Source organism: Amycolatopsis methanolica 239, assembly GCF_000739085.1.
Classification (GTDB): Bacteria; Actinomycetota; Actinomycetes; order Mycobacteriales; family Pseudonocardiaceae; genus Amycolatopsis_E; species Amycolatopsis_E methanolica.
Genome location: NZ_CP009110.1, coordinates 1478825 through 1503013 on the forward strand (window position 1 = coordinate 1478825; position 24189 = coordinate 1503013).

A 24189-nucleotide genomic window follows, 5' to 3' on the forward strand; every position below is an offset into this window, starting at 1 on the left:
GGACGACTTCAGTGCGCCGGCTTCCTCGGCGCGCTTTTCCGCGCCGCGGCGGTGGTCTTCCGCTCGACGACCACCGGTGGCGGTTCGGGGTTGAGCACGTTGCCCGTCGGGATCTTGGGGCGTCCCAGCTCGCCGTGCTCGCGGACGCGGGCCTTGCGGTAGACCTCCGCGGTGGTCGCCGCGATTCGGGCCCAGTCGAAGTCGTCGGCGAGGCGGGCCTGCGCGGTCCGTGCGCGGCTCTCCGCGGCGGCGCGGTCCCGCAGCACCGAGTTCACGGCCGCCGTCAGCGCGGGCACATCCCCGGGCGCGAAGGACAACCCGGTGACCCCGTCGACGACGACCTCACCCAGCCCACCGGCCGTCGAAGCCACCAGCGGCGCCCGCGCGGCCGCCGCTTCCAGGGCGACGATCCCGAACGGCTCATACCGGCTCGGCAGCACCACCGCGTCCGCCGCCGCCAGCACCGCCCGCAGCTCCCGGTCCCGCAGGTGCCCGGCGAACTCGACCGCGTGCTGCATCCGCATCCGCCGCGCCTGCTTGACCAGCTCGTCCAGGTGCCGCCCCCGCCCGGCGACCACGAGCCGCGTGCCGCGGTGCGCGCGCCGGATCTTCGGCAGCGCCGACACCAGGTCCTGGACGCCCTTCTCCCATTCCAGGCGCCCGAAGAACAACAGCAACGGCTCACCACCCGGCGCGTACTTCTCCCGCGCCCGCGCGACCTCATCCGCCGCGACCTGCCAGCCGCGCTCCTCGATGCCGTTGTGGATGACCGTGATGTCGTCCGCCGACACCTCGAACAGCTTCGCGACCTCGGCGCGCATCGCCTGCGAACACGTGATCAGCGCGTCCGACCGGTTCGCCAGCCACCACTCCACGGAGTGCACCTGCTGGTTCAGCGGCTGCGACAACCACCCCGAATGCCGGCCGGCCTCGGTCGCGTGGATCGTCCCGACCAGCGGGCGCCGCAGCGCCCCGGCCAGGCTGATCGCCGGGTGCGCCACCAGCCAGTCGTGGGCGTGCACGACGTCCGGCTGCCACGACCGGGCCAGCTCCAGCCCCGCGCGCACCATGCCGTGGCCCATCGCGAGCGTCCACGCCACGAGGTCCCGCTCGAACGTCACGTGCATCGGGTCCTCGGCGACGCGGATGATGCGCACACCCTCGACCACCAGGTCCGTCGTCGGATGCGTGTGGGCGTCGGTGCCTGCCGGGTGCCGGGAGAGGACCACGACGTCGTGCCCGTCCTGGGCGAGGTGCCGGGCCAGCGCGTGCACGTGGCGGGCCAGCCCACCGACCACGACGGGCGGGTACTCCCAGGACAGCATCAGCACACGCATGACAGGAGGTTACTCACTGGTCAACTAAGAACTGAACCGCCCGACGACGCGCGATGCCGGCGGGTGATGTCGATCACATGACGGGTGAGGACGCGGTGGTGGGCTGGGATTGCCGGGCGTGAAGGGGAGTGGCCGCGTCGGGCGTGCAGGGGGTGGCGGCGGGACCGGGCGTGCAGGGGAGAGGACGGGCGGCCGGGCGTGCCGCAGGACCGGGCGAGCAGGGTGTGGCCGGGCGTGAGGGGAGTGGGCCGGGCGGCCGGCCCGGGGCGGCGAGTGGTGTTGTCGGCAGCGGGGAGTCGATACAGGGGGCGACGGTTCAGGTTGTCCGGTTGGCGAGGCCTCAGAGCTGCCGCGCGTCCAGTTGCCCGAAGGGGTTGTCCTCCCGCGCCCAGCGCTCCACCGCCGGCGGGAGCGGGCCGCGGCCGATCAGGCTCGCCAGTTCGTCGAAACGTGCGGTGTGCACGGCCGCGCGCCGGCGGGCGTAGTCCGCCGCGGAGTCCTTCGTCACCATGAACGCCCAGTCGCTCGACAGGGCCATCGTCGCCTCGCCGACTGCCCAGTCCGCCACCCGGTCGCGCGTCTCGGCGCGGGGGAGGGCCAGCAACCGCTGCTGCAGCGCCGCGTTGTCCGCCACCATGTCGGCCACCTGCTCGCCGTCCCAGACGCGCCAGTCCTTGCCCGAACCCCACGACGACGCGGGCAACTCCACGGGCGCACCGACGAGCCCCGCCGAAACCGCGCCCTGCAAAGTCGTCACCCGCACGCCCGCCTCCGGCAGCGCCCGCAGCACGCCCTCCAGCCACGCCGGGCCCTCGTGCCACCAGTGACCGAACAACTCGGTGTCGTAAGCCGCCACGACCAGCGCTTCCCGGCCGTGCAATGAACGCAACGCACGCAGCCGCGACACCACCGTCTCCACGAAGTCCTTCACGTGCGCCCGCAGGGTGTCCGCCGCCAGCGCCGGGTCGTACGGCGCCTTGTCCGCGGGCTCCACCTGCTTGCCCGTCACCCGCGACGGCTTCAACCCCACCTCGTGCGCCCACGTGTGGAAATCCCGGTAGTTCGCGTGCCCCGGATAACCCGCCCGCGGCGACCACACCCGGTACGTGACCGCCAGGTCCCGCCCGAAGCACAACACATCCGTCGAACCCACCGGCCGCGCGAACGCCGTGTCCCCGTGCAGCGACGGGCCGTCCACCAGGAACCGCCGCACGCCGGCCGCCGCGTAGTCCTCCTCCATGCCCGGCGCGTAACCGCACTCCGGCGCCCAGATCCCCGCCGGCCGGTGCCCGATCCGCAACTCGGTGTCCGCCAGACCACCACGCAACATGAACGACCGGACCCGCGGCTGGAGCAACGGCTGGAACGGGTGCGCGTACGGGCCGCCGAGCAACTCCACCACGCCCGAGTCCACAAGGGACCGCAGCAGCGGCGAAAAGCCGTGCCGCCACCGCGTTTCGAAGTCCTCCAGCGACCGTGTCGCCGTGCGGTACTCCGCCGCCGCCAGTTCCCGCAGCAACGGGTCCTCCCGCCACAGCGTCCCGGCCTGCACCGTCCGCAACTGCCAGTGCCCGAGCCATTCGTGGAACGCCCGCAACGCGTATGGATCGTCCAGCTGGGCCGCGAGCACCGGCGTCACCCCGAGCGTCAGCACGTCCCGCCTGCCCTCCGCCGCGAACCGCCGCAGCAGGTCCACCACCGGCAGGTACGAGTGCGCCCACGCCTGGTACAGCCACTCCTCGCCGACCGGCCACGACCCGTGGTGCGGCAGCCATGGCAGGTGACTGTGCAGCACCAGGCAGAACGTCCCCTCCCCGGTCATGGCCGCACCGCCACCGCGACCAGGTCCAGGCTCTCGTCCACGCGCTCGCCGTGGATCTCGAAGTCGGCAGCGCGGATCGCCGCGACGTCCGCCAGCAGCTCCGGCGGCCACGGCGCCTGCCCCGGCAGGTGCCCCATCACGACCTCCAGCTGCGCGTCGATGATCGACCCGCCGTACCGTGCGTCCAGCTCCCGCACGCCCGGCCCGTGGTGCAGGCCGTGCATCAGCTCGACCGCGAAACCCGCCTCGCGTAACAGCGAATCCAGCTCGTCTGCCGAGAGTTCCCTGGTGTGGAACGGGTTCAGGGGCGTGTCGCTGTCCGGGGTGAACGTGATCCGGTTCGGCGTCGTGACGAGCAGCCGCCCGCCCGGCCGCAGCACGCGCAGGCACTCCGCCAGGAACGCGCCCTGGTCCCACAGGTGCTCGATCACCTGGAAGTTCGTGATCACGTCGGCGGCCCCGTCGCGCAGCGGCAGCCGCACCAGGTTCCCCCGGACTGTCCACACCTGGGGGTAACGCCGGGCGACGTGCTCGGTGGTCGGCTGGTCGTAGTCGAGCGCGAGCACGGCTTTCGCCGTCGAGGCGATCAGCCCGGCGCCGTAGCCCTCACCGCAGCCGGCCTCCAGCACCACGGCGCCGGCGCACCACGGCAGCAGCGCGTGGTAGGCCGCCTCGTGCCGCCGGAACCAGTAGTTCTCCTCGGCGATGCCCGGGACCGTGCGTTCCCCGGTCAGGTGCAGTGCTTCGGCGCGCGACGTACTCACCCCGGCGACACTACTGGGTGAGTCAGGGCCACTTCCGCAGCACGACCGACCACGACGAGGCGTCGACGCGGAACTCGGGCACCGGGTTGCCCGCCTTCGCCATCGCCGAGCGGATCCGGAAGATGCCGCGGCCGAAGCGGTTGACGTAGCCCAGCGCCTTCATCGCACGCGCCAGGTTCGGGTTGCGGTAGTCGTGCACGCGGTCGAAGTTGTCCGGCCGGACCTGCCCGTACGGGCCGCCCGGGTTGGTCACCTCGATGCGGTCGTCGAACCAGCTGATCCGCACCGGCGCGTGCGAGGTCTCGTAGTTGCGGTGCATCACCGCGTTCATGCACGTCTCCCGCAGGGCCTCCAGCGGGTAGTCCGGCAGCTGCTCCTCGCGGAAGCCCTCGCCGTCGGCCAGCCGCGTCCGCAGGTGGCCGCTGAGCAGCGCGCTCAGCCGCACCGCGGTCTCCACCAGGTTGCCGCGCAGTTCCTGCTGGTCGGCGACCGGCGCGTCCGGGTCGAGGCCCTGGTAGCGGACGAACTGGACGTAGGCGCCGGGCACGTGCGCGCTCGGGTCGCGTCCGATCGTCAGCACCCCGAGCGCGGTCGGCACGCCGCCCGGCGTCGTCAGCCGCAGCCACGCGAGGTCCTTCTCGACCGGACGGGAATTTTCCTCCAGTGCCTCGCTCGCCACGAACGACGGCAGGTAGGTGGTGCGGAACAGGCGCACGTCCAGGTCGGCCTCGGTCGCGGTCGCCACCGGTCTGCTGTCGAAGGGCACCGCGGCGAAGCGGCGGAGGTCGGGCTGGATGTGCTGGTCGTCCCGGACGCTCGTAGCCGTGTGCACCGTGACGGCTCCCCTCAGTAGCAGCAGTGCGAGCTGAGGCGTAACCCTATCGGGTGAGCAAGCTACTCCGTTACGGTTCCGGCGGAAACGATCCAACAACTTCCGGCTGTCACGTTCCGGACGGCTGCGCAGTCCTCATGGCATGCGACTCGGAATTCTCACACTGCTCGCGCTGACCGGCCTCGTGGTGGGCTTCTGGGCAGCGGTCCTGCCGGAGAGCTTCTACGGCGACTTCCCGGTGATCCGGCCGATCTGGATCTCGCTCGACGGCCCCTACAACGAGCACCTGATCCGCGACGTGGGCTCGATGTTTCTGGCACTCGGCGCGGTGACGATCGGGGCGATCGTCGTGCGGACTCCGACCGCCGCGCGCCTGGCCGGTGTCGCGTGGCTGGTCTTCTCGGTGCCGCACGCGATCTACCACCTGACGCACCTGCACGTGTTCCAGCCGCTGGACCAGGTGATCAACGCGGTCGCGCTGCCCGGGCTGGCCCTGCTCGCGCTGGCGGTCGTGGTGTGGCCGGGGAAGGTCAGTACGGCCGGCGACCGTGCCCGCTCACGCGTGCCTTGAGCTTGGCGATGGCCGACTTGGCCTGCGCGCGGCGGCGGGGGTCGTTGGCGAACTGCTGCGCCTGCCGGATGGCGCGCTTGCCCTGCGGGGAGTTGGCGAATCGGGCGATCTTGTTGAACAGCGAAGCCATGTCCGTCCTCCGGGGCGGTATGCCGGTTTCGTCACCGTGTCAACGGACGGGTTACCCCGCTGGTTCCACGGCTACCCGGGCGAGACCGTGATGCTCAGCGCACCGGGGCCGACGTGTGCGCCGATCACCGTGCTGGCCTCGACGATGCTCAGCTCGGTCACGTTCGGGATTCGGTCGCGCAGCTGCTGTACCAGCATCAGCTCGCGCTCGCTGGGGCGGAAGCAGGAGATCGCCAGGTCGGTGGGCATATTGCCGGCCCGTGCGGCGGCCAGGTCGACGAGCTTCGCGAGCGCCCGCCTGCTGCCGGCGGCCCGCGTGAGCGGGGCCACCTCGCCCTCGCGCACGGTGAGCAGCGGCTTGATCGACAGCGCGGTGCCCAGCAGCGCGGCCGCGCTGCCGATCCGGCCGCCGCGGCGCAGGTACTCCAGCGTGTCCACGTAGAGCAGTTCGCTGCTGGTGGCGAACCGCCGTTGCGCCGCCTCGATCACCCGCTCGACCCGTCCGCCCGCCGCGGCGGCCCTGGCCGCGGACAGCACGGCGAAGCCGAGGCTCATCCCGGTCGTGCCGCTGTCCAGCGGGTACACCGGGATCTGCACCTGCCGCGCCGCCTCGCGCGCGGACGCCAGCGTCGCCGACATGCGCTCGGAGATGTGCAGGCTCACGATCGCGCTCGCGCCCGCCGCGGCGGCGTCCTGGTAGGCCCAGAAGAAGGCGCCGGGATCCGGCGGGTTTGTGCTCACCCGCTGCCCGGACTTCAGCGCCTCGGTCAGCTCGCCGCGGTCGAACCGGTTCTCCTCGTCGACCTGGTCGCCCACCTGCAGCTGCAGCTGGATGACCGTGATGTCCCATTGCTTGCGCAGTTGCTCCGGCAGGGAGGCGGTCGAGTCGGTCACTACGGCGACGTGGTTGGGCACGGGAAGTCAGGTTAGACCGAACGCACCATCGGGGGTAACCCGTCCGCGCAAGCGTCCACTCGGAGTAGCCTGGGCGCATCGGAGATAAAGCTGAACGATCGTCCCGATAAATCGGGATTCCGGGTGAATGCCGTCACCTCGGGGCGCGTCGGGGCTGAAATCTCCCTACGCTACCGACCAGTAAGGCTGGTTCAGGGAGGTCGAAGGGGACCAATGACGAACATTGTTGTCCTGGTCAAGCAGGTGCCGGACACCTATTCGGAGCGCAAGCTCTCCGATGGTGACCACACGCTCGACCGCGAGTCCGCCGACGCCGTTCTCGACGAGATCAACGAGAAGGCGGTCGAAGAAGCGCTGAAGATCAAGGAAGCCGGCGAGGGCGAGGTCACCGTGATCTCGGTGGGCCCGGAGCGCGCGACCGACGCCATCCGCAAGGCCCTCTCGATGGGCGCGGACAAGGCCATCCACGTCTCGGACGAGGCCCTGCACGGCTCCGACGCCGTGGCCACCGCCAAGGTGCTCGCCGCCGCCGTCGGCAAGGTCGAGGGCTTCGACCTGGTCATCGCGGGCAACGAGGCTTCGGACGGCCGCGCCGGCGCCGTTCCCGCGATGCTGGCCGAGCTCCTCGGGCTGCCGCAGCTGACCCAGGTCCGGTCGCTGACCGTCGAGGGCACCACCGTCAAGGCCGACCGGGAGACCGACGACGGCCTGACCCACCTCGAGGCGAGCCTGCCCGCGCTGGTGAGCGTCACCGAGAAGATCAACGAGCCGCGTTACCCGTCCTTCAAGGGCATCATGGCCGCGAAGAAGAAGCCGGTGGAGACGCTGACGATCGCCGACCTGGGCGTCGACGCGGGCGCCGTCGGCCTCGGCAGCGCGCTGTCCACTGTGGTCGAAGCGGCCCCGAAGCCCCCGCGCACCGCGGGTGAGCGCGTCGAGGACGAGGGTGACGGCGGCAGCAAGATCGCCGAGTACCTGGTCGGCCAGAAGATCATCTGAGGCAGGAGCAACGGAGCAATGGCTGAAGTTCTGGTTCTCGTCGACCACCTCAACGGCGAGCTGAAGAAGACCACGTTCGAAGCGCTGACCGCCGCGCGCGAGCTGGGCGAGCCGTCGGCCGTCGTCGTCGGCGCCCCGGGCACCGCCGGCAAGTTCAAGGAGCAGCTGGGCGCCTACGGCGCGCAGAAGGTGTACGTGGCCGAGTCCGAGGACGCCGCGAACTACCTGGTGACCCCGAAGGTCGACGCTCTGGCCAAGCTGGTCGAGCAGGCCTCCCCGGCGGCGGTGATCGTCACCGCGTCCGCCGAGGGCAAGGAGGTATCCGGCCGTCTGGCGATCCGCGTCGGCGGCGGCCTGATCTACGACGCCGTGGGTGTCAACTCCGACGGCACCGTGGAGCAGTCCATTTTCGGTGGCGCGTACTCGGTGAAGTCCAAGGCCCAGGGCCTGCCGATCATCTCGGTGCGCCCGGGTGCGGTCGAGGCTTCGCAGGCCGAGGGTGCGGCGGCCGAGGAGTCCGTCGAGCTGCCCGCGGTCGACGCCGCCAAGTCCGCGAAGATCACCGGTGTCGAGCCGGTCGTCGGCGGTGACCGCCCCGAGCTGACCGAGGCCACGATTGTGGTGTCCGGTGGCCGCGGTGTCGGTTCGGCCGAGAAGTTCGAGGTCGTGGAGAAGCTGGCCGACTCGCTCGGCGCGGCTGTCGGCGCGTCGCGTGCCGCGGTCGACTCTGGCTACTACCCGGCGCAGTTCCAGGTGGGGCAGACCGGTAAGACGGTGTCGCCGCAGCTGTACGTCGCGCTCGGCATTTCCGGTGCGATCCAGCACCGCGCCGGCATGCAGACCTCGAAGACCATCGTCGCGGTCAACAAGGACCCGGAGGCGCCGATCTTCGAGATCGCCGACTTCGGTGTGGTCGGCGACCTGTTCAACGTCGCGCCGCAGCTGACCGAAGAGGTCACCAAGCGCAAGGGCTGAGGTTCGCCTGATGCCTCACGGGCCACCGCCGGAATTCCCCGGCGGTGGCCCGTCGGCGTTTCCGGGCCTACCTCCCCCAGCGGACGCCTGGACCGCCGGGTGGCGCGTACGAGACGCACATGGGCCGCTGGAGCGCGCTCGTGGCGGAGCAGTTCCTGCGCCGCCTCGCCGTGCCGGGCGGGAAGCGCTGGCTGGACGTCGGCCGCGGGACCGCGGTGCTCACCGGGGCCATCCGCCCGGCGCCACCGTCGCCGCCTAAGTGTGGGACTACGCGGACGGCACGGGGATGCTGTGAACCTTCTGGGACGCGGCCGTCGAGCTGAACCCGGCCGCCGCCGAGCTCGACGAGGGACGTCGGCGGAAGGTCCTCCGCGATCTGCTCCGCGCACGCCTGATCGGCATCGGACACATGCAGTCGACCGCGTGCCGCGTCAAGCCTTCCGCGGCCCGTTGAAGGCGTGCTCGCGCACCAGGCCGTCCACGCTGTCGCCGAAGACGCGGGCGTCGTGATCGGGCGCGCTGTCCTCCACGCGCCTGACGGGAGTGCTCGGCACCTGCTCGGCGCGCAGCCGCGGCACGGCGTAGGGGTGCTTGCCCCGGACCCACTGCACCAGCTGTTCGCGCACCAGGCAGCGCAGGTCCCACAGCGTGCCGGCGTCCACCGCGCTCACCAGGGCCCGCACCCGTACCAGGGTGTGCGTCGCGTCGGTCACCTGCAGCACGCTCACCCGGCCGTCCCACAGGTCGGTCGACTCCAGGATCCGCCGCAGCTCGTCGCGCATCTCGTCGACCGGCAACGTCCAGTCGACGTCCAGCTCCACCGTTCCGAGCAGCGCGGCGTCGCGGCGGGTCCAGTTCTCGAACGGTTGGGACATGAACTGCGCGGTCGGGATGACCAGCCGCCGGTCGTCCCACAGGTGCACCACCAGGTAGGTCAGCGTGATGTCCTCGACGCGGCCCCACTCGTTCTCCACGATCACGACGTCGTCCAGCCGGATGGCGTCGCTGAACGCGATCTGCAGCCCGGCGAACACGTTGCCCAGCAGCGACTGCGCGGCCAGCGCGGCGATCGCGCCGATGACACCGGCGGAGGCCAGCAGGCTGGTGCCCGCCGTGCGCAGCCCGGGGAACGTCATCAGCATCGCACCGAGCGCGATCACCGCGATCGCGGCGACGATCACCCGCCGCACCAGCCGGATCTGCGTCTGCATGCGCCGCGCGTGCCGGTTGTCGGCGACGTCGACGCGCCACCGGCCGAGCATCGTCTGCTCGATCGCGGTCAGCACGCCGGCGAGCAGCCACGCGCCGGTGCCGATCAGCGCCAGCGTCAGCACGTGCGAGGTGACGTTGCGCCAGGACCCGGTGGGCAACGCGACGAGCACGGTGATGCGCAGGACCACCATCGCGCCGAACCACCGCAGCGGCGCGTGGATGTGCTCGGCGAGCTCGCCGAGCACGGTCGCGCGCTGACCGAGCCGTCGCAGGACCCGCCGCAGCACGTACTCCACGGCCAGGAACAGGCCGAACACCACGGCCGCCACGCCGAGAGCCACCACGATCCGCAACCAGCTGCCGGACATCCCTCTCACTTCCGGTCGGCACCACGTCCCGTGGGGTCATACCCCGAGCGTGTCGATCTCATGACTTGAGCCTGATCACGCGCGGCTTCCTGAGAGAACCCTGAGAACCCGCGGTTCATCCAACGTGCACGAGGTGGTCACGCGATGAACCTCCTGGCGGTTTCCTTCCCGCCGGTACACCTACAGGCATGACGCGGTCCCAGTTGCTCGTCAGCACCGACAGCCAGGACGGCCAGCTGCCAGATGGCGCTGCCCGCTACTCCCTCCTCGTCGCCTACGACAACGACGAAGTGGTTGCCGCCCAACGGCTCCGCTACCAGGTCTTCGCCGAGGAGATGGGGGCCACCCTGCACTCCGCGCCCGGCGTGGACGCTGACCGGTTCGACGAGTTCTGCGACCACCTCGTGGTGCGCGACGACAACACCGGCGAGATCGTCGGCACCTACCGGATGCTCCCGCCGGGACGCGCCGAGCGGGCCGGCGGACTGTACGCGGAAACCGAGTTCGACCTGTCCAACCTCGCCGGCCTGCGCGGCTCCCTGGTCGAGACCGGCCGCTCCTGCGTGCACCCCGACCACCGCACCGGCGCCGTGGTGAGCCTGGTGTGGGCCGGGATCGGGCGGTACATGCTGCTCTCCGGCCACCGCTACCTCGGCGGCTGCGCTTCGGTCCCGCTCACCGACGGCGGTTCCTATGCCGCGGGCGTGTGGGATCTCCTCCGCGCCAAGCACTACGCGCCCGAGTCTCAGCGCGTGACGCCGTTGAAACCATGGCAGGACGCGGACATCGCCCGCCCGGCCCGTGCGTTGCTGCCGCCGCTGATCAAGGGCTACACCCGCCTCGGCGCGAAGGTGTGCGGCCCGCCGGCGCACGACCCGGACTTCGCCGTCGCCGACTTCTTCACCCTGCTCGACCTGCAGCAGATGGACGAGCGCTACCTCAAGTTCTTCCTCGGGAACCAGGCATGAGCCACCCCTGGATGCCCGCTTCGCCGTGCGGCGACGGGTGCCTGACACCGGGCGCGCCATCGGTCGGCGGGGTGCGGCGGGCGCTGCGGTTCACCGCCGCTCTCGGCGTGGTGTTGCTGGCTTTCGGTGCCCTGCCTGCGATGTTCGTGCCGCGGTGCCGGGATTCGGTGGTGTGCCTGGTGTTCCGCGGCGTGCTGCGGGCGTTCGGCGTGCGGCTGGTGGTCCGGGGCGAGCCGCTGGACGGCGGGGGCCGCGGAGCGCTGGTGGTGAACAACCACATCTCGTGGCTGGACATCGTGGCGGTCAACGCGGTGCGCCCGATGCGTGCGCTGGCGAAGCGGGAGATCGCGGGCTGGCCGGTGCTGGGCACGCTCGTCGCGCGCGGCGGCAGCATCTTCCTGGACCGCGAACGGCTGTCGACGCTGCCGTCCACAATCGACGAACTCGCCGCGGCGCTGCGGGCGGGTTCGCTGGTGAACGTCACGCCCGAGGGCACGACTTGGTGCGGGCTGGCGTCCGGCCGGTTCCGCCCGGCGACCTTCCAGGCCGCGATCGACGCCGGCGTCCCGGTGCGGCCGCTCGCACTGCGGTACCGGATGGCTGACGGCCGCGAGACGACGCAGCCCGCGTTCATCGGGCCGGAGTCGCTGATCGATTCGCTGAAACGGGTCGCGGCGCTGCGCGGGCTGGTGCTCGAGGTGACCGTGTGCGGGGAGATCGCGCCGGGGCGTGCCGCGGATCGGCGGGAGCTGGCTGCGCTGGCCGAGGCGTCGGTGCAGGCTGCGTTGGGGAATGTGGCCTTGCCTTCGCAGCGGGCGGTTGGGGCGAGGCGCTACGCGCGTATCTGAACGGCGCCGGTTTCGCTTCGCTACGCCCGGATGAGTCGGGTTGCGGGAGGGAGTGGTTCGGGGGGTTGGTGCGTTTCGTTGCCGGGTGGCGGTTTTGTGGCTTCTTTCTTGACCTCCAGTGTGGTGGAGGTGTCAGTCTGAAGTCATGATCGTCGAAGCCCGGGCTCGGGGCGTGTTGTGGACGGCCGAGCACCGGACGACCACCGTGGCCAGCCTGCTCGTCGTCACCCTGATCGCGTTCGAGAGCATGGGCGTCGCCACCGCGATGCCCACCATGGTCGCCGACCTGGCGGGGCAGCGCCTCTACTCCTGGCCGTTCACCGCGTTCCTGGTCGCCAGCGTCGTCGCGACCGTGTTGTCCGGGCGGGTCTGCGACCGCCGCGGGCCCGCCGTTCCGATGGTCGCCGGGCCCGGACTGTTCCTCGCCGGGCTGGTCGTCGCCGGAACCGCCACGGACATGGGCTTCCTGCTCGCCGGCCGAATCCTCCAGGGGCTCGGCTCGGGCACCGTGCTGGTCGCCGTCTCGCTGCTGATCGCGCTCGTCTACACCGACCGGGAACGGCCCGTCATGTACGCGGCCAACGCCGCCGCCTGGGTGTTGCCGGCCGTCGTCGGGCCGACCGTCGCCGGCCTCATCACCGAGCACCTCGGCTGGCGCTGGGTGTTCCTCGGCCTCGTGCCGCTGGCCCTGGCCGGCCTGCTGATGCTGATCCCGGTCGCGCGACGGCTCACCCACACCGCGGGCGCCGAACAACGTCGCGCCGGGGTCGTGGTGGCCTTCGCCGCCGCGGCCGGGGTCGCCGCGCTGACCTGGGCCGCCCAGCATCCCAGCCCGGCCGCGCTCGGCTACGGCGCGGCCGGCCTCCTCGCGCTCGCCATCGCCGTCCGCCGCCTCGTGCCGCCGGGGACGGTCACGGCGCGGCCCGGCCTGCCGACGGTCGTCGCCTCCCGCGCGCTGCTCGGCGGCGCCTTCGCCGGGATGGAGGCGTACCTCCCGCTGGCCATGACCACCGTCCACGGCTACAGCCCGGCGCTGGCCGGGCTCCCGCTGACCGCCTCCGCGCTCACCTGGTCCGCGGCCTCCGCCGTGCAGGGCCGCCACCCGGACTGGTCCCGCGAGAAGCTGCTGCGCGCCGGGTTCGGGATGGTCGCCGTGGCCGTGCTGCTGTTCGGGTTCGTCGCGCAGCCGTGGTTCCCCGGCTGGCTGGCGTTCGTCGCCTGCCTGGCCGGCGGGGCGGGCATGGGCATCGCCTACCCGTCGATCTCCCTGTTGTTGCTGCGGTTCTCACCCGAGCACGAGCGCGGGTTCAACACCTCGGCCATGCAGCTGGGCGACTGGGTCACCTCGGCGCTCACGGTCGGCTTCGGCGGGGTCCTGCTCGGCCTGCTCGCCTCGGCAGCCGAACCCGCTCCGGCCCTGGGTGTGCTCGCGCTCACGCTCGCCGCGCTCGCCACGGTGGGCGTCGTCATCACCCGGCGGTGGCCCACACGCGAGTGATACCGCACGGTCTACCCTGGTAGTGCGATGACCTATCTCGACCACGCGGCGACCACCCCCATGTCGCCGTCCGCCATTGCGGCGATGAGCGAGGCGCTGTCCACGGTGGGCAACGCCAGCTCGCTGCATTCCTCCGGCCGCCGCGCGCGGCGGGCCGTCGAGGAGGCGCGGGAGGTCATCGGCGAGGCGCTGGGCGCCCGTCCGTCCGAAGTGATCTTCACCGCGGGCGGCACGGAGAGCGACAACCTCGCGGTCAAGGGCATCTACTGGGCGCGCCAGGCCGCCGACCCGAAGCGCCGCCGCGTGCTGGCCAGCGCGGTCGAGCACCACGCCGTGCTGGACGCGGTGCAGTGGCTCGCCGACCACGCCCAGGCCGAGGTCACCTGGCTCGACGTGGACGAGCACGGCCGCGTGCTGCCGGAGACCCTGCGCAAGGCCATCGAGGCCGACCCGGACGACGTGGCCCTGGTCACCGTCATGTGGGCGAACAACGAGGTCGGCACGGTCAACCCGATGGCCGAGTTCGCGGCGATCTGCGCGGAGCACGACATCCCGCTGCACACCGACGCCGTGCAGGCCGTCGGCGGCGTCCCGGTGCACTTCGCGGACAGCGGCGTCAGCGCGCTCACCGTCACCGGCCACAAGCTCGGCGGGCCCTACGGCGTCGGCGCGCTCGTGCTGTCCCGCGACACCGAGTGCGTGCCGCTGCTGCACGGCGGCGGCCAGGAGCGCGACGTCCGCTCCGGCACGCTCGACGTGCCCGCCATCCGCGCCTTCGCGACGGCTGTCGAGGAGGCGGTGCGCGAGCAGCCCCGCTACGCCGAGCGGGTCGGCGGCCTGCGGGACGCGCTCATCGAGGCCGTCCGGCGCGAGGTGCCGGACGTGATCCTCAACGGCATGCCGACGGGCGAGGGCAGGCTGCCCGGCATCGCGCACTTCACGTTCCCCGGCTGCGCCGGCGACAGCCTGCTGATGCTGCTGGATGCCAAGGGCATCGAGTGCTCGACCGGCTCGGCGTGCACCGCGGGGGTCGCGCAGCCCAGCCACGTGCTGCTGGCGATGGGCGCCGACGCCGCGTCGGCCCGCGGCTCGCTGCGGTTCTCGCTCGGGCACACGTCCACTCCGGACGACGTGGACGCGGTGGCGCGGGAGATCGCGGCCGTGGTCGCTCGGGCGCGGCAGGCCGGGCTGTCCGGGCTGCGCAAGAACAAGCAGGAGGTGTGATGCGGGTACTTGCCGCGATGAGCGGGGGAGTGGACTCGGCCGTGGCGGCGGCCCGCGCGGTGGACGCCGGGCACGACGTGGTCGGCGTGCACCTGGCGCTGTCGGCCAAGCCGGGCACCCTGCGCACCGGTTCGCGCGGGTGCTGCACGATCGAGGACTCGCACGACGCGCGCCGCGCCGCGGACATCCTCGGCATCCCGTTCTACGTCTGGGACTTCGCCGAGCGGTTCACCGAGGAGGTCATCGAGACCTTCGTCGGCGAGTACGCCGCGGGCCGCACCCCCAACCCGTGCGTCACCTGCAACGAGAAGATCAAGTTCGAGGCGCTGCTGGAGAAGGCGATCGCGCTCGGCTTCGACGCCGTCGCCACCGGACACTACGCCCGGCTGTCCGTTGCGGACGGTGTGCCGGAGCTGCGCAGGGCGGTCGACTCGGACAAGGACCAGTCCTACGTGCTGGCCTCGCTGACGCCGGAGCAGCTGCGCCACTCGATGTTCCCGGTCGGCGACACCCGCAAGCCGGACATCCGCGCGGAAGCCGAGCGGCGCGGCCTCGCCGTCGCCCGCAAGCCGGACAGCCACGACATCTGCTTCATCCCGGACGGCGACACGAAGAAGTTCCTGGAGAAGCGCCTCGGCCATCGGCCCGGCGACCTCGTGGACGCCGAGACCGGCGCCGTGCTCGGCAGGCACACCGGCGTGCACGGCTTCACCATCGGTCAGCGCAAGGGCCTCGGCATCGACCGCTCGGTGCTGGACGGCAAGCCGCGGTACGTGCTGGCGCTGGAGCCGGTCTCCGGCACGGTCAAGGTCGGCTCGGCCGACGCGCTCACCGTCCGCGAGATCCGCGCCCACCGCCCGGTGTGGCCGGCGGGCCCGCTCGACGGCCCGACCGAGTGCGTCGTCCAGGTCCGGGCGCACGGCGGTCTCGGCGAGGCCGTCGCCGAGGTGGACGGCGACCAGGTGCGGATCCAGTTGCGTGAACCGCTCACCGGCGTAGCGCCCGGTCAGGTCGCCGTGCTCTACCGGCCGGACGCGGCAGGTGACGTCGTGCTGGGCAGCGCGAAGATCGCGGCAACCGACGGGTAACGCCCGAACCGGTGAACCGGGTGGCTGTTCGGTTTAGCCCGGTGGCGCTAGCATCATGGTCCGGTTCCGGCCGGAGACGCGACCACGTGCCGAGGGGGCGAACCTGGTGTCCGACGAGCCGCGCACGCCGCTCACCGAGCGGCTGCTGGACCTCGCCGTCGAGTACCGGTCCGGGATGTCCGTCATCCACGCGGCCGGCGAGATCGACCTGTCCACCGCGCCGCGGCTCGCGGAGACCCTCGCCGAACAGCCCGGGACCGTCGTGCTCGACCTCACCGCGGTCGCGTTCCTCAGCGCCGCCGGTGTGCAGGCGATGCTCGAGGTGCGCGGACGCGGGCGGGAGCTGCGTCTGGTCGCGCCGCGGAGCTGCCGCGCGAACCGCGTCCTCGACCTCACCGGCTTGACCTCGGTCCTGCCCCGTTACGAGTCCGTGTGCGAGGCCGTGGCTCCATGATCTGCTGACCACCGCGAAAGGGGCTACCGTCGGAGGTGCGGACTCGGGACCCTCGCGGGAGGCGCATTCTGGTGGCCGAACGGTTCAGGGACATCGTCGTCGTCGGTGCGTCGGCCGGCGGGGTCGAAGCGCTGCGCAGTTTCGCCGACGGTCTCCCCGGGGACCTGCCTGCCGCGGTGCTGGTCGTGCTGCACCTGCCGCCCGGCGGGGCCAGCGCGCTGCCTGCGATCCTGAGCCGGTCCGGCTCGCTGCCGGCGGTGGCGGCCCGCTCCGGCGAGCCGCTGCGGCACGGGCGGATCTACGTCGCCCCGCCGGACCACCACCTCCTGGTCGAGGACGGCGCGTGCCGGCTCTCGCGCGGGCCCACCGAGAACGGGTACCGGCCGGCGATCGACGCGTTGTTCCGGTCCGCGGCCCTCTCGCACGGTCCGGCGGTGATCGGCGTGGTGCTCTCCGGCTCGCTCGACGACGGTTCGACCGGGCTGGACACGATCAAGTCCCGCGGGGGTCTCGCGATCGTGCAGGACCCGGAGGACGCCATCTACCCGGCGATGCCGGAGAACGCGATGGCCAGGGTGTCCGTGGACCACATGGTCCCCGCCGTGGAGATCGGCCGCGTGCTGGCCGGACGGGTGCGGGAGCCGGTCGGGGTGCGCGACGACCAACCCCTGCCCCTGATCGAGGAGATCGAAGCACGCATCGCCCGGTCCGACGGTCCCGGCAACGCGGTCTCGCTGGAGGTGCTCGACGTGTCCGAGCCATCGGGCCTGGGGTGCCCGGACTGCCAGGGGGTGCTGTTCTCACTCGACAAGGAGGGCACCCGGTACCGCTGCCGCGTCGGCCACGCCTGGACGGCGAAAGCCCTCTTCCAGCAGCAGTCCCGCGACATCGAGCAGGCGCTGTGGGCGGCTCTTCGTGCGCTCGAGGAGAAGCGGGACCTGGCGGGCCGGATGACGCGGGACGCCGAACGCCGCGGCTACCCCCTCGTCGCCGGGCGTTACTCCCGGCACCGGGACGAAGCAGGCCACGCGGCGTTGGTGCTGCGGAAGTTCCTGTTCGAGGGGTTGCCCACCGTGACGGACCTGCCGGACGGCGCCTCGGACGAAACCGCCTGACCTCGTAAGGTCCGCAACGTGAACGAGCAGATCGAACCTGCGACGGACGAGGGTTTCGAGGCCATCCTCGACTACCTGAAGGAGACGCGCGGTTTCGACTTCACCGGGTACAAGCGCAGCAGCCTCATGCGCCGCGTGGGACGCCGGATGAGCGTCATCAGCTGCGAGGACTACGGAGACTACCTCGATCACCTGCAGGCCAACAGCGACGAGTTCGGCGCGCTGTTCAACACGATCCTGATCAACGTCACGAACTTCTTCCGCGACCCCGACGCGTGGGACTACCTGCAGTCGGACATCGTGCCGATGATCCTCGCCGAGCGCTCGCCCGACGACCAGATCCGGGTGTGGAGCGCGGGCTGCGCCTCCGGCGAGGAGGCCTACAGCCTGGCCATCGTGCTGGCTGAGAGTCTGGGACTGGAGCAGTTCCGGCAGCGGGTCAAGATCTACGCGACCGACGTCGACGAGGAAGCGCTGGCCCAGGCCCGGCAGGCTGCCTACACCGCGAAGGACCTGGAAGACCTCCCGTCGGAGTACGTGCAGCGCTACTTCGAGCACACCGCGGGCCGGTACGTCTTCCACAAGGACCTGCGGCGGTCGGTGATCTTCGGCCGCAACGACCTGGTCCAGGACGCGCCCATCTCCCGCATCGACCTGCTCGTCTGCCGCAACACCCTGATGTACTTCACGGCCGACACGCAGACGAACATCCTGCGGAAACTGCACTTCGCGCTCGTGCCGCGCGGGGTGCTGTTCATGGGCAAGGCCGAAATGCTGCTGTCGCACAGCCGAATCTTCGACCCGGTGAACCTGCGGTACCGGATCTTCCGCAAGGTGCCGACCGGGATCCAGAACACGTCGCCGTTCGGCCACCCGCTGATCCCGGAGCGCCGGAGCTCGCTGGAACAGGTCGACGAGCTGCGTGCCCTCACCTTCGACTCGAACCCGGTCGCGCAGGTCGTGGTGACGGCCGACGACGCACTCGCGCTGGCCAACCAGCAGGCGCAGCAGATCTTCACCCTGACCGATCGCGACATCGGCCGCCCGCTGCGCGACCTGGAGATCTCCTACCGGCCGGTCGAACTGCGGCCCTACATCGAACAGGTGCGCATGGAGCGGCGCGCCGTGCGGGTCAAGGACGTGGAGTGGCAGCGCGGGCCGGGTGAGGTGCTGGCGCTGGAACTGCACATCAGCCCGCTGATCTCGCTGTCCGACGACATCGTCGGTGTGTCGGTGGTGTTCCACGACGTCACCACGAACCACCGACTGCTGGCCGAGCTGGCGACCGCGAACCGGCAGCGCGAGAACGCCTACGAGGAGCTGCAGTCCACCACGGAGGAACTGGAGACGACGAACGAGGAACTGCAGTCCACGGTCGAGGAGCTGGAGACGACGAACGAGGAACTCCAGTCCACCAACGAGGAACTGGAGACCACGAACGAGGAACTCCAGTCCACCAACGACGAGCTGCAGACGATCAACAACACGTTGCGGGACCGCACCAGCGAACTGGACGACGTCAACGAGTTCCTGGAGTCGGTCCTGACCTCGCTGCGGGCCGGCGTCGTGGTGGTGAACCAGCAGATGCGCGTGGTCGCCTGGAACGCGGGCGCGGAGGACCTGTGGGGACTGCGCTCGGAGGAGGCCGAGGGCGAGCACCTGCTGAACCTCGACATCGGGCTGCCGGTGGCGGAGCTGCGCCCGGTGGTGCGGCCCGCGCTCGCCGACGCGTCCTTCACGGAGCAGGTCGTGCTGGAGGCGGTCAACCGGCGCGGCCGTTCGGTCACCGTCCGGATCGCCTGCGGCGCGTTGCGCAACCGCCGCGGTGAGTCGGCGGGCGCGATCCTGGTGATGGAAACCCTCGACGGGATCTCGGACGCGCTGCCGGACGTCAAACAGGGAACGGCGCGAGGCGACGGGGACCGACGCTGAGCACGGCCCAGACGATCTTCCCGCCGTCCTGGGCGGGGGAGCAGCCCCAGGCCCGGGACAGTGCGGCGACGACCTGCAGGCCGTAGCCCTGCAGCCGGCCGCTCGGCCGCTGGCGCAGGACGGCCGGGTGCGCGTTCTCGTCCCGGACGGCGATGGTCAGGTAACCCGAGCGCAGCTCGAGCCGGACCTCCAGCGCCGTGCCCGCGTGTGTGATCGCGTTCTCGACCAGTTCGGTGGCGATGCCGAGCGCGTCCTCCAGCCGGTGCCGGATGTTCCACTCGCGGCAGGTCTCCTGGACGAACGCCCGCGCGCCGTGCGAACTGCTGGGGAGCGGGAGGAAGACGGCCCTTCGCCGTCGCCGGGGCGGCGGTTCCGCCACCGCCTCGATCGCGGCGTGGAGGGAGGAGTGGACCGGGACGAACCGGCGGATGGCGCTGCCGGCGATCATCCGGTGCCGCTGCGGGTCGTGCGCGACGAGCAGCACCGGCACGGACGGCCACTCGTCGGTGCGCATCCGGACGGCGGAGAAGACCGCCAGCGCGGGTTCAGCGGCGATGTCGAGGTCGTCGACCTGTGCGATCAACGCCCGCGGCTGGTCCAGCGTCAGCTTGATCAGGTTGTCCCGCAGTTCCCCGTAGGTCAGGGCGTTCAGCCTGCCGGCGAGGTCGACGACAGTGCACCCCGCGACGTCCCGTTGCCGGATCAGAACCCATTCAGCGGTGCTCATTCTCCCGACACCGCCTCCACACTTCTCGTCGGTCGTGTCAGCGGGGTGGATACCCGCCGGAGGGCCGGTCATTCCTCCCCATCGAACTCCTTGTGCGCCAATCCGCGCAACAGAGGGAGGAAAACTTCGTCGACAATCTCGGTAATCGTTTTCTCATCCATCTCCTTGTGGTGGAAGATCGCCTCCGCGCGGATGAGGTCGAGGGGGACCCGCGCGACGCGTGGGGTGATCTCGACGGGCGGGATTTCCCCGCGTGCCACGGCCCTGCGCACGATCGTTTCGAACGTCGGACGGTGTTTCGCGGCGGCGATCTGCTTGAGGAGCAAGGCGAAAACCTCGGGGTCGCGGAACGTTTCGCTCATCAGTCCGGCCAGCACATCGCGAGGCGTGTCGTGAAAACGATGCGCCAACCGGTGCATGAATGCCGGCAAATCCGAGCGGAGGTCGCCGAGGTCCGGCAGGTTGTCGGCGTCCGGGATTCGACGGCGCCACGCGGCGAGGACCAGTTCGGGACGTCCGGGCCAGCGCCGGTAGACGACCGGTTTGCTGGTGCCCGCGCGGGCCGCGACGCCTTCCATGGTCAGTCTCGCGTACCCGACCTCGACGAGTTCGGCCCACGCCGCGTCCAGGATCGCGGCCTCCAGCTCAGCCCCGTGGCGCCTCGACTTGGGCTCCGGCACCCACCCTCCTAAAAAACGTTGCGTTTCTTAGGGGCGTAGCGCTACACAGCGGATACCGACCGTTCCTAGGGGGAAACGTGCTCAACCGGATATTGCGGACATTCCTGCGTCCGTACTGGCGAGCGCTCGCCGCGGTGGTGGTGCTGCAGCTCGCGGGCACCATCGCGTCGCTGTACCTGCCGAGCCTCAACGCCGACATCATCGACCACGGCGTCGCCACCGGCGACACCGGTTACATCCTCTCCGTCGGCGGGTGGATGCTGGCCGTGACGCTGCTGCAGATCGCCTGTTCCGTCGCGGCGGTGTACTTCGGCGCGCGCAGCGCGGCCGGTTTCGGGCGCGACGTGCGGGCCGCCGTCTTCCACCGGGTCGGCGGTTTCTCCGCGCGCGAGGTGGCGCAGTTCGGGGCGCCGTCGCTGATCACCCGCACCACCAACGACGTGCAGCAGGTGCAGCTGATCGTGGTGATGGGCTGCACGATCCTGATCGTGGCGCCGATCATGTGCGTCGGCGGCATCGTGCTCGCGCTGCGGCAGGACGCCGGGCTGTCCTGGCTGCTGCTGGTCGCGGTGCCGGTGCTGCTGGCGGCCATCGGGCTCGTGGTGTCGCGCATGGTGCCGCAGTTCCGGCTCATGCAGACCCGCATCGACCGCGTCAACCGGGTGCTGCGGGAACAGCTGTCGGGCATCCGCGTGGTGCGGGCGTTCGTGCGCGAACCGGACGAGGTGCGCCGGTTCGCTGTCGCGAACGACGAGCTGACCGTCACCGCGCTGCGCGTCGGCCGCCTGCAGGCGGTCATCTTCCCGACGGTGCTGCTGGTGATGAACGCCAGCAGCGTCGCCGTGCTGTGGTTCGGCGCCCACCGCGTGGCCGGCGGCGAAATCCAGATCGGGGCGCTCACGGCGTTTCTGAACTACCTGATCCAGATCCTCATGTCGGTCACCATGGCCACCTTCATCGCGACGATGATCCCCCGCGCGTCCGTGTGCGCGGAGCGCATCGCCGAGGTGCTGGACACCGAGTCGTCGGTGCGGCCGCCGCTGCGCCCGGTGCGGGAGGTCGCCGAGCACGGCGTCGTCGAGTTCCAGGGGGTCGAATTCCGCTACCCGGGCGCGGACGCACCGGTGCTGCGGGACATCGGTTTCCGCGCGGAGGCCGGGAAGACCACCGCGATCATCGGCAGCACCGGCGCAGGCAAGACCACGCTGCTGTCACTGGTGCCGCGGCTGTTCGACGCGACGGCGGGGCGCGTCCTGGTCGACGGCGTCGACGTGCGGGAACTCGACCCGGACGTGCTGTGGAGCCGGATCGGGCTGGTGCCGCAGCGGCCGTACCTGTTCACCGGCACCGTGGCGAGCAACCTGCGCTACGGGAAACCGGACGCCACCGACGAAGAACTGTGGCAGGCGCTGGAGATCGCGCAGGCGCGGGAGTTCGTGGCGGAGATGCCCGGCGGCCTGGACGCCCCGATCGCGCAGGGCGGCACGAACGTCTCCGGCGGGCAGCGGCAGCGGCTCGCGATCGCGCGGGCGCTGGTGCGCAAACCGGAGGTGTACCTGTTCGACGACTCGTTTTCGGCGCTCGACCTCGCCACTGACGCCCGGCTGCGCGCCGCGCTGGCCCCGCACACCGCGGAGGCGGCGGTGATCGTGGTGGCGCAACGGGTTTCCACGATCGTCGGCGCCGACCAGATCGTCGTGCTGGAGAACGGGGAGATCGTCGGGCTGGGCACGCACGCGGAGCTGCTGCGTGACTGCCCCACCTACCTCGAAATCGTGGAGTCCCAGCTCACCGCGGAGGAAGCGGCGTGACCAGACCAGGTTTCCCGGGCGCTCCCGCCGGGCCGGTGCGGAAGCCGAAGAGCTTCGGCGAGGGCGCCCGCCGCCTGATGGGCCGGCTGCGCCCGGAACGGCTCACGCTCGTGTTCGTGGTCGCGCTGGGGGTCGCGAGCGTCGCGTTCACCGTGGTGGGGCCGAAGATCCTCGGTCACGCCACCGACATCATCTTCGGCGGGTTCGTCTCCCGCCGCCTGCCCGCGGGCACCACCACCGAGCAGGCGATCGCGGCGGCCCGGGCGGAGGGCAACACCAACCTCGCCGACATGCTCGCGAGGATGGACGTGGTGCCGGGCGCCGGCATCGACTTCGCCGCCCTAGGCCGGGTGCTGTCCTGGGTGCTGGTGCTGTACGTGGCGGCGTCGGTGTTCGGCTGGCTGCAGGGTTACCTGCTCAACGGCGCCGTGCAGCGCGTGGTGTACCGGCTGCGTGCGGACGTCGAGGCGAAGCTGCACCGGTTGCCGTTGCGGTACTTCGACGGTCAGCCGCGCGGGGAACTGCTGTCCCGCGTCACGAACGACATCGACAACATCGCGCTGACGCTGCAGCAGGCCCTGAGCCAGCTGCTCACGTCGCTGCTGTCGCTGATCGGCGTGCTGGTGATGATGTTCGTGGTGTCGCCGCTGCTCGCGGTGATCGCGTTGCTGGTGGTGCCCGCGTCGATCGTGCTGACCAGGGCGATCGGGAAGCGTTCGCAGAAGCTGTTCGTGGCGCAGTGGAAGCACACCGGCGCCCTCAACGCGCACATTGAGGAGGCGTTCAGCGGGCACGAGCTGGTCACGGTGTTCGGCCGGCGTCGCGAGGTGGAGCAGGAGTTCGGGCGCCGCAACGCCGACCTCTACCGGGCGGGCATGGGCGCGCAGTTCATCTCCGGGATCATCATGCCGGCGATGATGTTCCTGTCGAACCTCAGCTACGTCGTGCTGGCCGTCGTCGGCGGGCTGCGGGTCGCGACGGGGACGATGACGCTCGGCGACGTGCAGGCGTTCCTGCAGTACTCGCGCCAGTTCACCCAGCCGCTGACCCAGGCCGCGTCGCTGGCGAACCTGCTGCAGTCCGGCGTCGCCTCCGCCGAGCGGGTTTTCGAGCTGCTCGACGCGGCGGAGCAGGAGCCGGACACCGCGTCCCCGGTCCTGCCGGAGCGGCGACGGGGCCGGGTGGAGTTCGAGCACGTGGACTTCTCCTACGACCCGCAGCGGCCGCTCATCGAGGACCTGTCGCTGGTCGCGGAGCCGGGGCAGACGGTGGCGATCGTCGGGCCGACCGGGGCCGGCAAGACCACGTTGGTGAACCTGATCATGCGGTTCTACGAGCTGGACGCCGGGCGGATCACGCTCGACGGCGTGGACATCACCGCGATGACCCGCGACGACCTGCGCGGCCAGACCGGCATGGTGCTGCAGGACACCTGGCTGTTCAACGGCACGATCCGGGACAACATCGCCTACGGCAACCCGTCGGCGACGCCGGAGCAGGTGGAGGCGGCCGCGCGGGCCACGTTCGTCGACCGGTTCGTGCGCAGCCTGCCCGACGGCTACGACACGGTGATCGACGACGAGGGCACCAACCTCAGCGCGGGGGAGAAGCAGCTGGTGACGATCGCGCGGGCGTTCCTCGCCGACCCGTCGCTGCTGATCCTCGACGAGGCCACCAGCTCGGTCGACACCCGCACCGAGGCGCTGCTGCAGCAGGCCATGGCGGCGCTGCGCACCGACCGGACGTCCTTCGTGATCGCGCACCGCCTGTCCACGATCCGCGACGCCGACCTCATCCTGGTGATGGAGTCGGGGCGGATCGTGGAGCAGGGCACGCACGAGGAGCTGCTCGACGCGGGCGGCGCCTACTACCGGCTGTACTCGGCGCAGTTCCGCAGCCCGGTGGAGGCGGCGACCTGAC

22 protein-coding genes are annotated in these 24189 nt (G+C 71.2%); 13 read left to right on the plus strand and 9 right to left on the minus strand.

Annotated features, from left to right (window positions below; genetic code table 11):
- Nucleotides 1-8 precede the first annotated feature (8 nt).
- From AMETH_RS07275 to AMETH_RS07290, 4 genes are all read right to left on the minus strand, one after another.
- Nucleotides 9-1337 carry a glycosyltransferase family 4 protein gene (locus tag AMETH_RS07275; protein ID WP_017987405.1) on the minus strand — a complete coding sequence of 443 codons (1329 nt, stop codon included), beginning with the start codon at nucleotides 1335-1337 and terminating at the stop codon, nucleotides 9-11.
- A 340-nt stretch (nucleotides 1338-1677) separates the two neighbouring features.
- Complete coding sequence (locus AMETH_RS07280) at nucleotides 1678-3159, minus strand: 1,4-alpha-glucan branching protein domain-containing protein (protein WP_017987406.1); 1482 nt, start codon at nucleotides 3157-3159, stop codon at nucleotides 1678-1680.
- A complete protein-coding gene (locus AMETH_RS07285; protein WP_017987407.1) occupies nucleotides 3156-3923 on the minus strand; it encodes a class I SAM-dependent methyltransferase in 768 nt (255 codons plus the stop codon). Before AMETH_RS07285 ends, AMETH_RS07280 begins: the two co-directional genes overlap by 4 nt.
- 22 nt (nucleotides 3924-3945) lie before the next feature.
- A complete protein-coding gene (locus tag AMETH_RS07290; protein WP_017987408.1) occupies nucleotides 3946-4755 on the minus strand; it encodes an ATP-binding protein in 810 nt (269 codons plus the stop codon).
- 142 nt (nucleotides 4756-4897) lie between these two features.
- On the opposite strand from AMETH_RS07290, the gene AMETH_RS07295 reads away from it, so the two are divergent.
- Entirely contained in the window at nucleotides 4898-5326 is a 429-nt protein-coding gene (locus AMETH_RS07295; protein WP_017987409.1) for a hypothetical protein, read from the plus strand.
- Here the strand turns inward: AMETH_RS07295 and AMETH_RS38610 are convergent.
- Both AMETH_RS38610 and AMETH_RS07300 read right to left on the minus strand, forming a co-directional pair.
- A complete protein-coding gene (locus tag AMETH_RS38610; RefSeq protein ID WP_017987410.1) occupies nucleotides 5286-5456 on the minus strand; it encodes a hypothetical protein in 171 nt (56 codons plus the stop codon). The two genes, AMETH_RS07295 and AMETH_RS38610, sit on opposite strands and share 41 nt — an antisense overlap.
- 71 nt (nucleotides 5457-5527) lie before the next feature.
- The gene (locus AMETH_RS07300; RefSeq protein WP_017987411.1) at nucleotides 5528-6370 is read right to left on the minus strand and encodes a DegV family protein; all 843 of its coding nucleotides are present in this window, start codon (nucleotides 6368-6370) and stop codon (nucleotides 5528-5530) included.
- Nucleotides 6371-6583: 213 nt separating this feature from the next.
- Between AMETH_RS07300 and AMETH_RS07305 the strand changes: the two genes are divergently transcribed.
- Complete coding sequence (locus tag AMETH_RS07305; RefSeq protein WP_017987412.1) at nucleotides 6584-7369, plus strand: electron transfer flavoprotein subunit beta/FixA family protein; 786 nt, start codon at nucleotides 6584-6586, stop codon at nucleotides 7367-7369.
- An 18-nt stretch (nucleotides 7370-7387) separates the two neighbouring features.
- Nucleotides 7388-8344, plus strand: coding sequence for an electron transfer flavoprotein subunit alpha/FixB family protein (locus AMETH_RS07310; protein WP_017987413.1), 957 nt, complete (start codon nucleotides 7388-7390; stop codon nucleotides 8342-8344).
- 431 nt (nucleotides 8345-8775) lie between these two features.
- On the opposite strand, the gene AMETH_RS07315 is transcribed toward AMETH_RS07310, so the two are convergent.
- Complete coding sequence (locus tag AMETH_RS07315) at nucleotides 8776-9924, minus strand: mechanosensitive ion channel family protein (protein WP_017987414.1); 1149 nt, start codon at nucleotides 9922-9924, stop codon at nucleotides 8776-8778.
- A 188-nt stretch (nucleotides 9925-10112) separates the two neighbouring features.
- On the opposite strand from AMETH_RS07315, the gene AMETH_RS07320 reads away from it, so the two are divergent.
- The 8 genes from AMETH_RS07320 (at nucleotide 10113) to AMETH_RS07355 (ending at nucleotide 19051) form a co-directional block, all read left to right on the plus strand.
- Entirely contained in the window at nucleotides 10113-10892 is a 780-nt protein-coding gene (locus AMETH_RS07320) for a GNAT family N-acetyltransferase (RefSeq protein WP_017987415.1), read from the plus strand.
- Entirely contained in the window at nucleotides 10889-11740 is an 852-nt protein-coding gene (locus AMETH_RS07325; RefSeq protein WP_017987416.1) for a lysophospholipid acyltransferase family protein, read from the plus strand. Before AMETH_RS07320 ends, AMETH_RS07325 begins: the two co-directional genes overlap by 4 nt.
- 145 nt (nucleotides 11741-11885) lie before the next feature.
- The gene (locus AMETH_RS07330; RefSeq protein ID WP_017987417.1) at nucleotides 11886-13238 is read left to right on the plus strand and encodes an MFS transporter; all 1353 of its coding nucleotides are present in this window, start codon (nucleotides 11886-11888) and stop codon (nucleotides 13236-13238) included.
- A gap of 27 nt (nucleotides 13239-13265) precedes the next feature.
- The gene (locus AMETH_RS07335; protein WP_017987418.1) at nucleotides 13266-14462 is read left to right on the plus strand and encodes a cysteine desulfurase family protein; all 1197 of its coding nucleotides are present in this window, start codon (nucleotides 13266-13268) and stop codon (nucleotides 14460-14462) included.
- A complete protein-coding gene (mnmA, locus tag AMETH_RS07340; protein ID WP_026153900.1) occupies nucleotides 14462-15550 on the plus strand; it encodes a tRNA 2-thiouridine(34) synthase MnmA in 1089 nt (362 codons plus the stop codon). Before AMETH_RS07335 ends, mnmA begins: the two co-directional genes overlap by 1 nt.
- 55 nt (nucleotides 15551-15605) lie before the next feature.
- The gene (locus AMETH_RS07345; RefSeq protein WP_017987420.1) at nucleotides 15606-16004 is read left to right on the plus strand and encodes an STAS domain-containing protein; all 399 of its coding nucleotides are present in this window, start codon (nucleotides 15606-15608) and stop codon (nucleotides 16002-16004) included.
- A gap of 71 nt (nucleotides 16005-16075) precedes the next feature.
- Nucleotides 16076-17119 (plus strand): chemotaxis protein CheB, encoded by a 1044-nt coding sequence (locus AMETH_RS07350; RefSeq protein ID WP_017987421.1) that lies wholly within the window; start codon nucleotides 16076-16078, stop codon nucleotides 17117-17119.
- A gap of 18 nt (nucleotides 17120-17137) precedes the next feature.
- A complete protein-coding gene (locus AMETH_RS07355) occupies nucleotides 17138-19051 on the plus strand; it encodes a CheR family methyltransferase (RefSeq protein WP_017987422.1) in 1914 nt (637 codons plus the stop codon).
- On the opposite strand, the gene AMETH_RS07360 is transcribed toward AMETH_RS07355, so the two are convergent.
- Both AMETH_RS07360 and AMETH_RS07365 read right to left on the minus strand, forming a co-directional pair.
- A complete protein-coding gene (locus tag AMETH_RS07360) occupies nucleotides 19011-19778 on the minus strand; it encodes an ATP-binding protein (protein ID WP_017987423.1) in 768 nt (255 codons plus the stop codon). The genes AMETH_RS07355 and AMETH_RS07360 overlap by 41 nt on opposite strands.
- Nucleotides 19779-19846: 68 nt before the next feature.
- Entirely contained in the window at nucleotides 19847-20458 is a 612-nt protein-coding gene (locus AMETH_RS07365) for a TetR/AcrR family transcriptional regulator (RefSeq protein ID WP_017987424.1), read from the minus strand.
- A 77-nt stretch (nucleotides 20459-20535) separates the two neighbouring features.
- Between AMETH_RS07365 and AMETH_RS07370 the strand changes: the two genes are divergently transcribed.
- Together AMETH_RS07370 and AMETH_RS07375 are read left to right on the plus strand one after the other, a co-directional pair.
- Nucleotides 20536-22269, plus strand: a complete 1734-nt coding sequence (locus AMETH_RS07370) for an ABC transporter ATP-binding protein (RefSeq protein ID WP_026153902.1) — start codon at nucleotides 20536-20538, stop codon at nucleotides 22267-22269.
- Nucleotides 22270-22304: 35 nt separating this feature from the next.
- Nucleotides 22305-24188: an ABC transporter ATP-binding protein gene (locus AMETH_RS07375; protein ID WP_017987426.1), complete on the plus strand. Its 1884-nt coding sequence runs from the start codon at nucleotides 22305-22307 to the stop codon at nucleotides 24186-24188.
- Nucleotide 24189: the final 1 nt, after the last annotated feature.

Coding starts and splice junctions, on each gene's coding strand:
- AMETH_RS07330 (WP_017987417.1), top strand. CDS start 11,886: ATGATCGTCGAAGCCCGGGCTCGGGGCGTGTTGTGGACGGCCGAGCAC.
- AMETH_RS07345 (WP_017987420.1), top strand. CDS start 15,606: ATGGTCCGGTTCCGGCCGGAGACGCGACCACGTGCCGAGGGGGCGAAC.
- AMETH_RS38610 (WP_017987410.1), bottom strand. CDS start 5,456: ATGGCTTCGCTGTTCAACAAGATCGCCCGATTCGCCAACTCCCCGCAG.
- AMETH_RS07315 (WP_017987414.1), bottom strand. CDS start 9,924: ATGTCCGGCAGCTGGTTGCGGATCGTGGTGGCTCTCGGCGTGGCGGCC.
- AMETH_RS07295 (WP_017987409.1), top strand. CDS start 4,898: ATGCGACTCGGAATTCTCACACTGCTCGCGCTGACCGGCCTCGTGGTG.
- AMETH_RS07335 (WP_017987418.1), top strand. CDS start 13,266: ATGACCTATCTCGACCACGCGGCGACCACCCCCATGTCGCCGTCCGCC.
- AMETH_RS07280 (WP_017987406.1), bottom strand. CDS start 3,159: ATGACCGGGGAGGGGACGTTCTGCCTGGTGCTGCACAGTCACCTGCCA.
- AMETH_RS07360 (WP_017987423.1), bottom strand. CDS start 19,778: ATGAGCACCGCTGAATGGGTTCTGATCCGGCAACGGGACGTCGCGGGG.
- AMETH_RS07275 (WP_017987405.1), bottom strand. CDS start 1,337: ATGCGTGTGCTGATGCTGTCCTGGGAGTACCCGCCCGTCGTGGTCGGT.
- AMETH_RS07305 (WP_017987412.1), top strand. CDS start 6,584: ATGACGAACATTGTTGTCCTGGTCAAGCAGGTGCCGGACACCTATTCG.
- AMETH_RS07310 (WP_017987413.1), top strand. CDS start 7,388: ATGGCTGAAGTTCTGGTTCTCGTCGACCACCTCAACGGCGAGCTGAAG.
- AMETH_RS07325 (WP_017987416.1), top strand. CDS start 10,889: ATGAGCCACCCCTGGATGCCCGCTTCGCCGTGCGGCGACGGGTGCCTG.
- mnmA (WP_026153900.1), top strand. CDS start 14,462: ATGCGGGTACTTGCCGCGATGAGCGGGGGAGTGGACTCGGCCGTGGCG.
- AMETH_RS07320 (WP_017987415.1), top strand. CDS start 10,113: ATGACGCGGTCCCAGTTGCTCGTCAGCACCGACAGCCAGGACGGCCAG.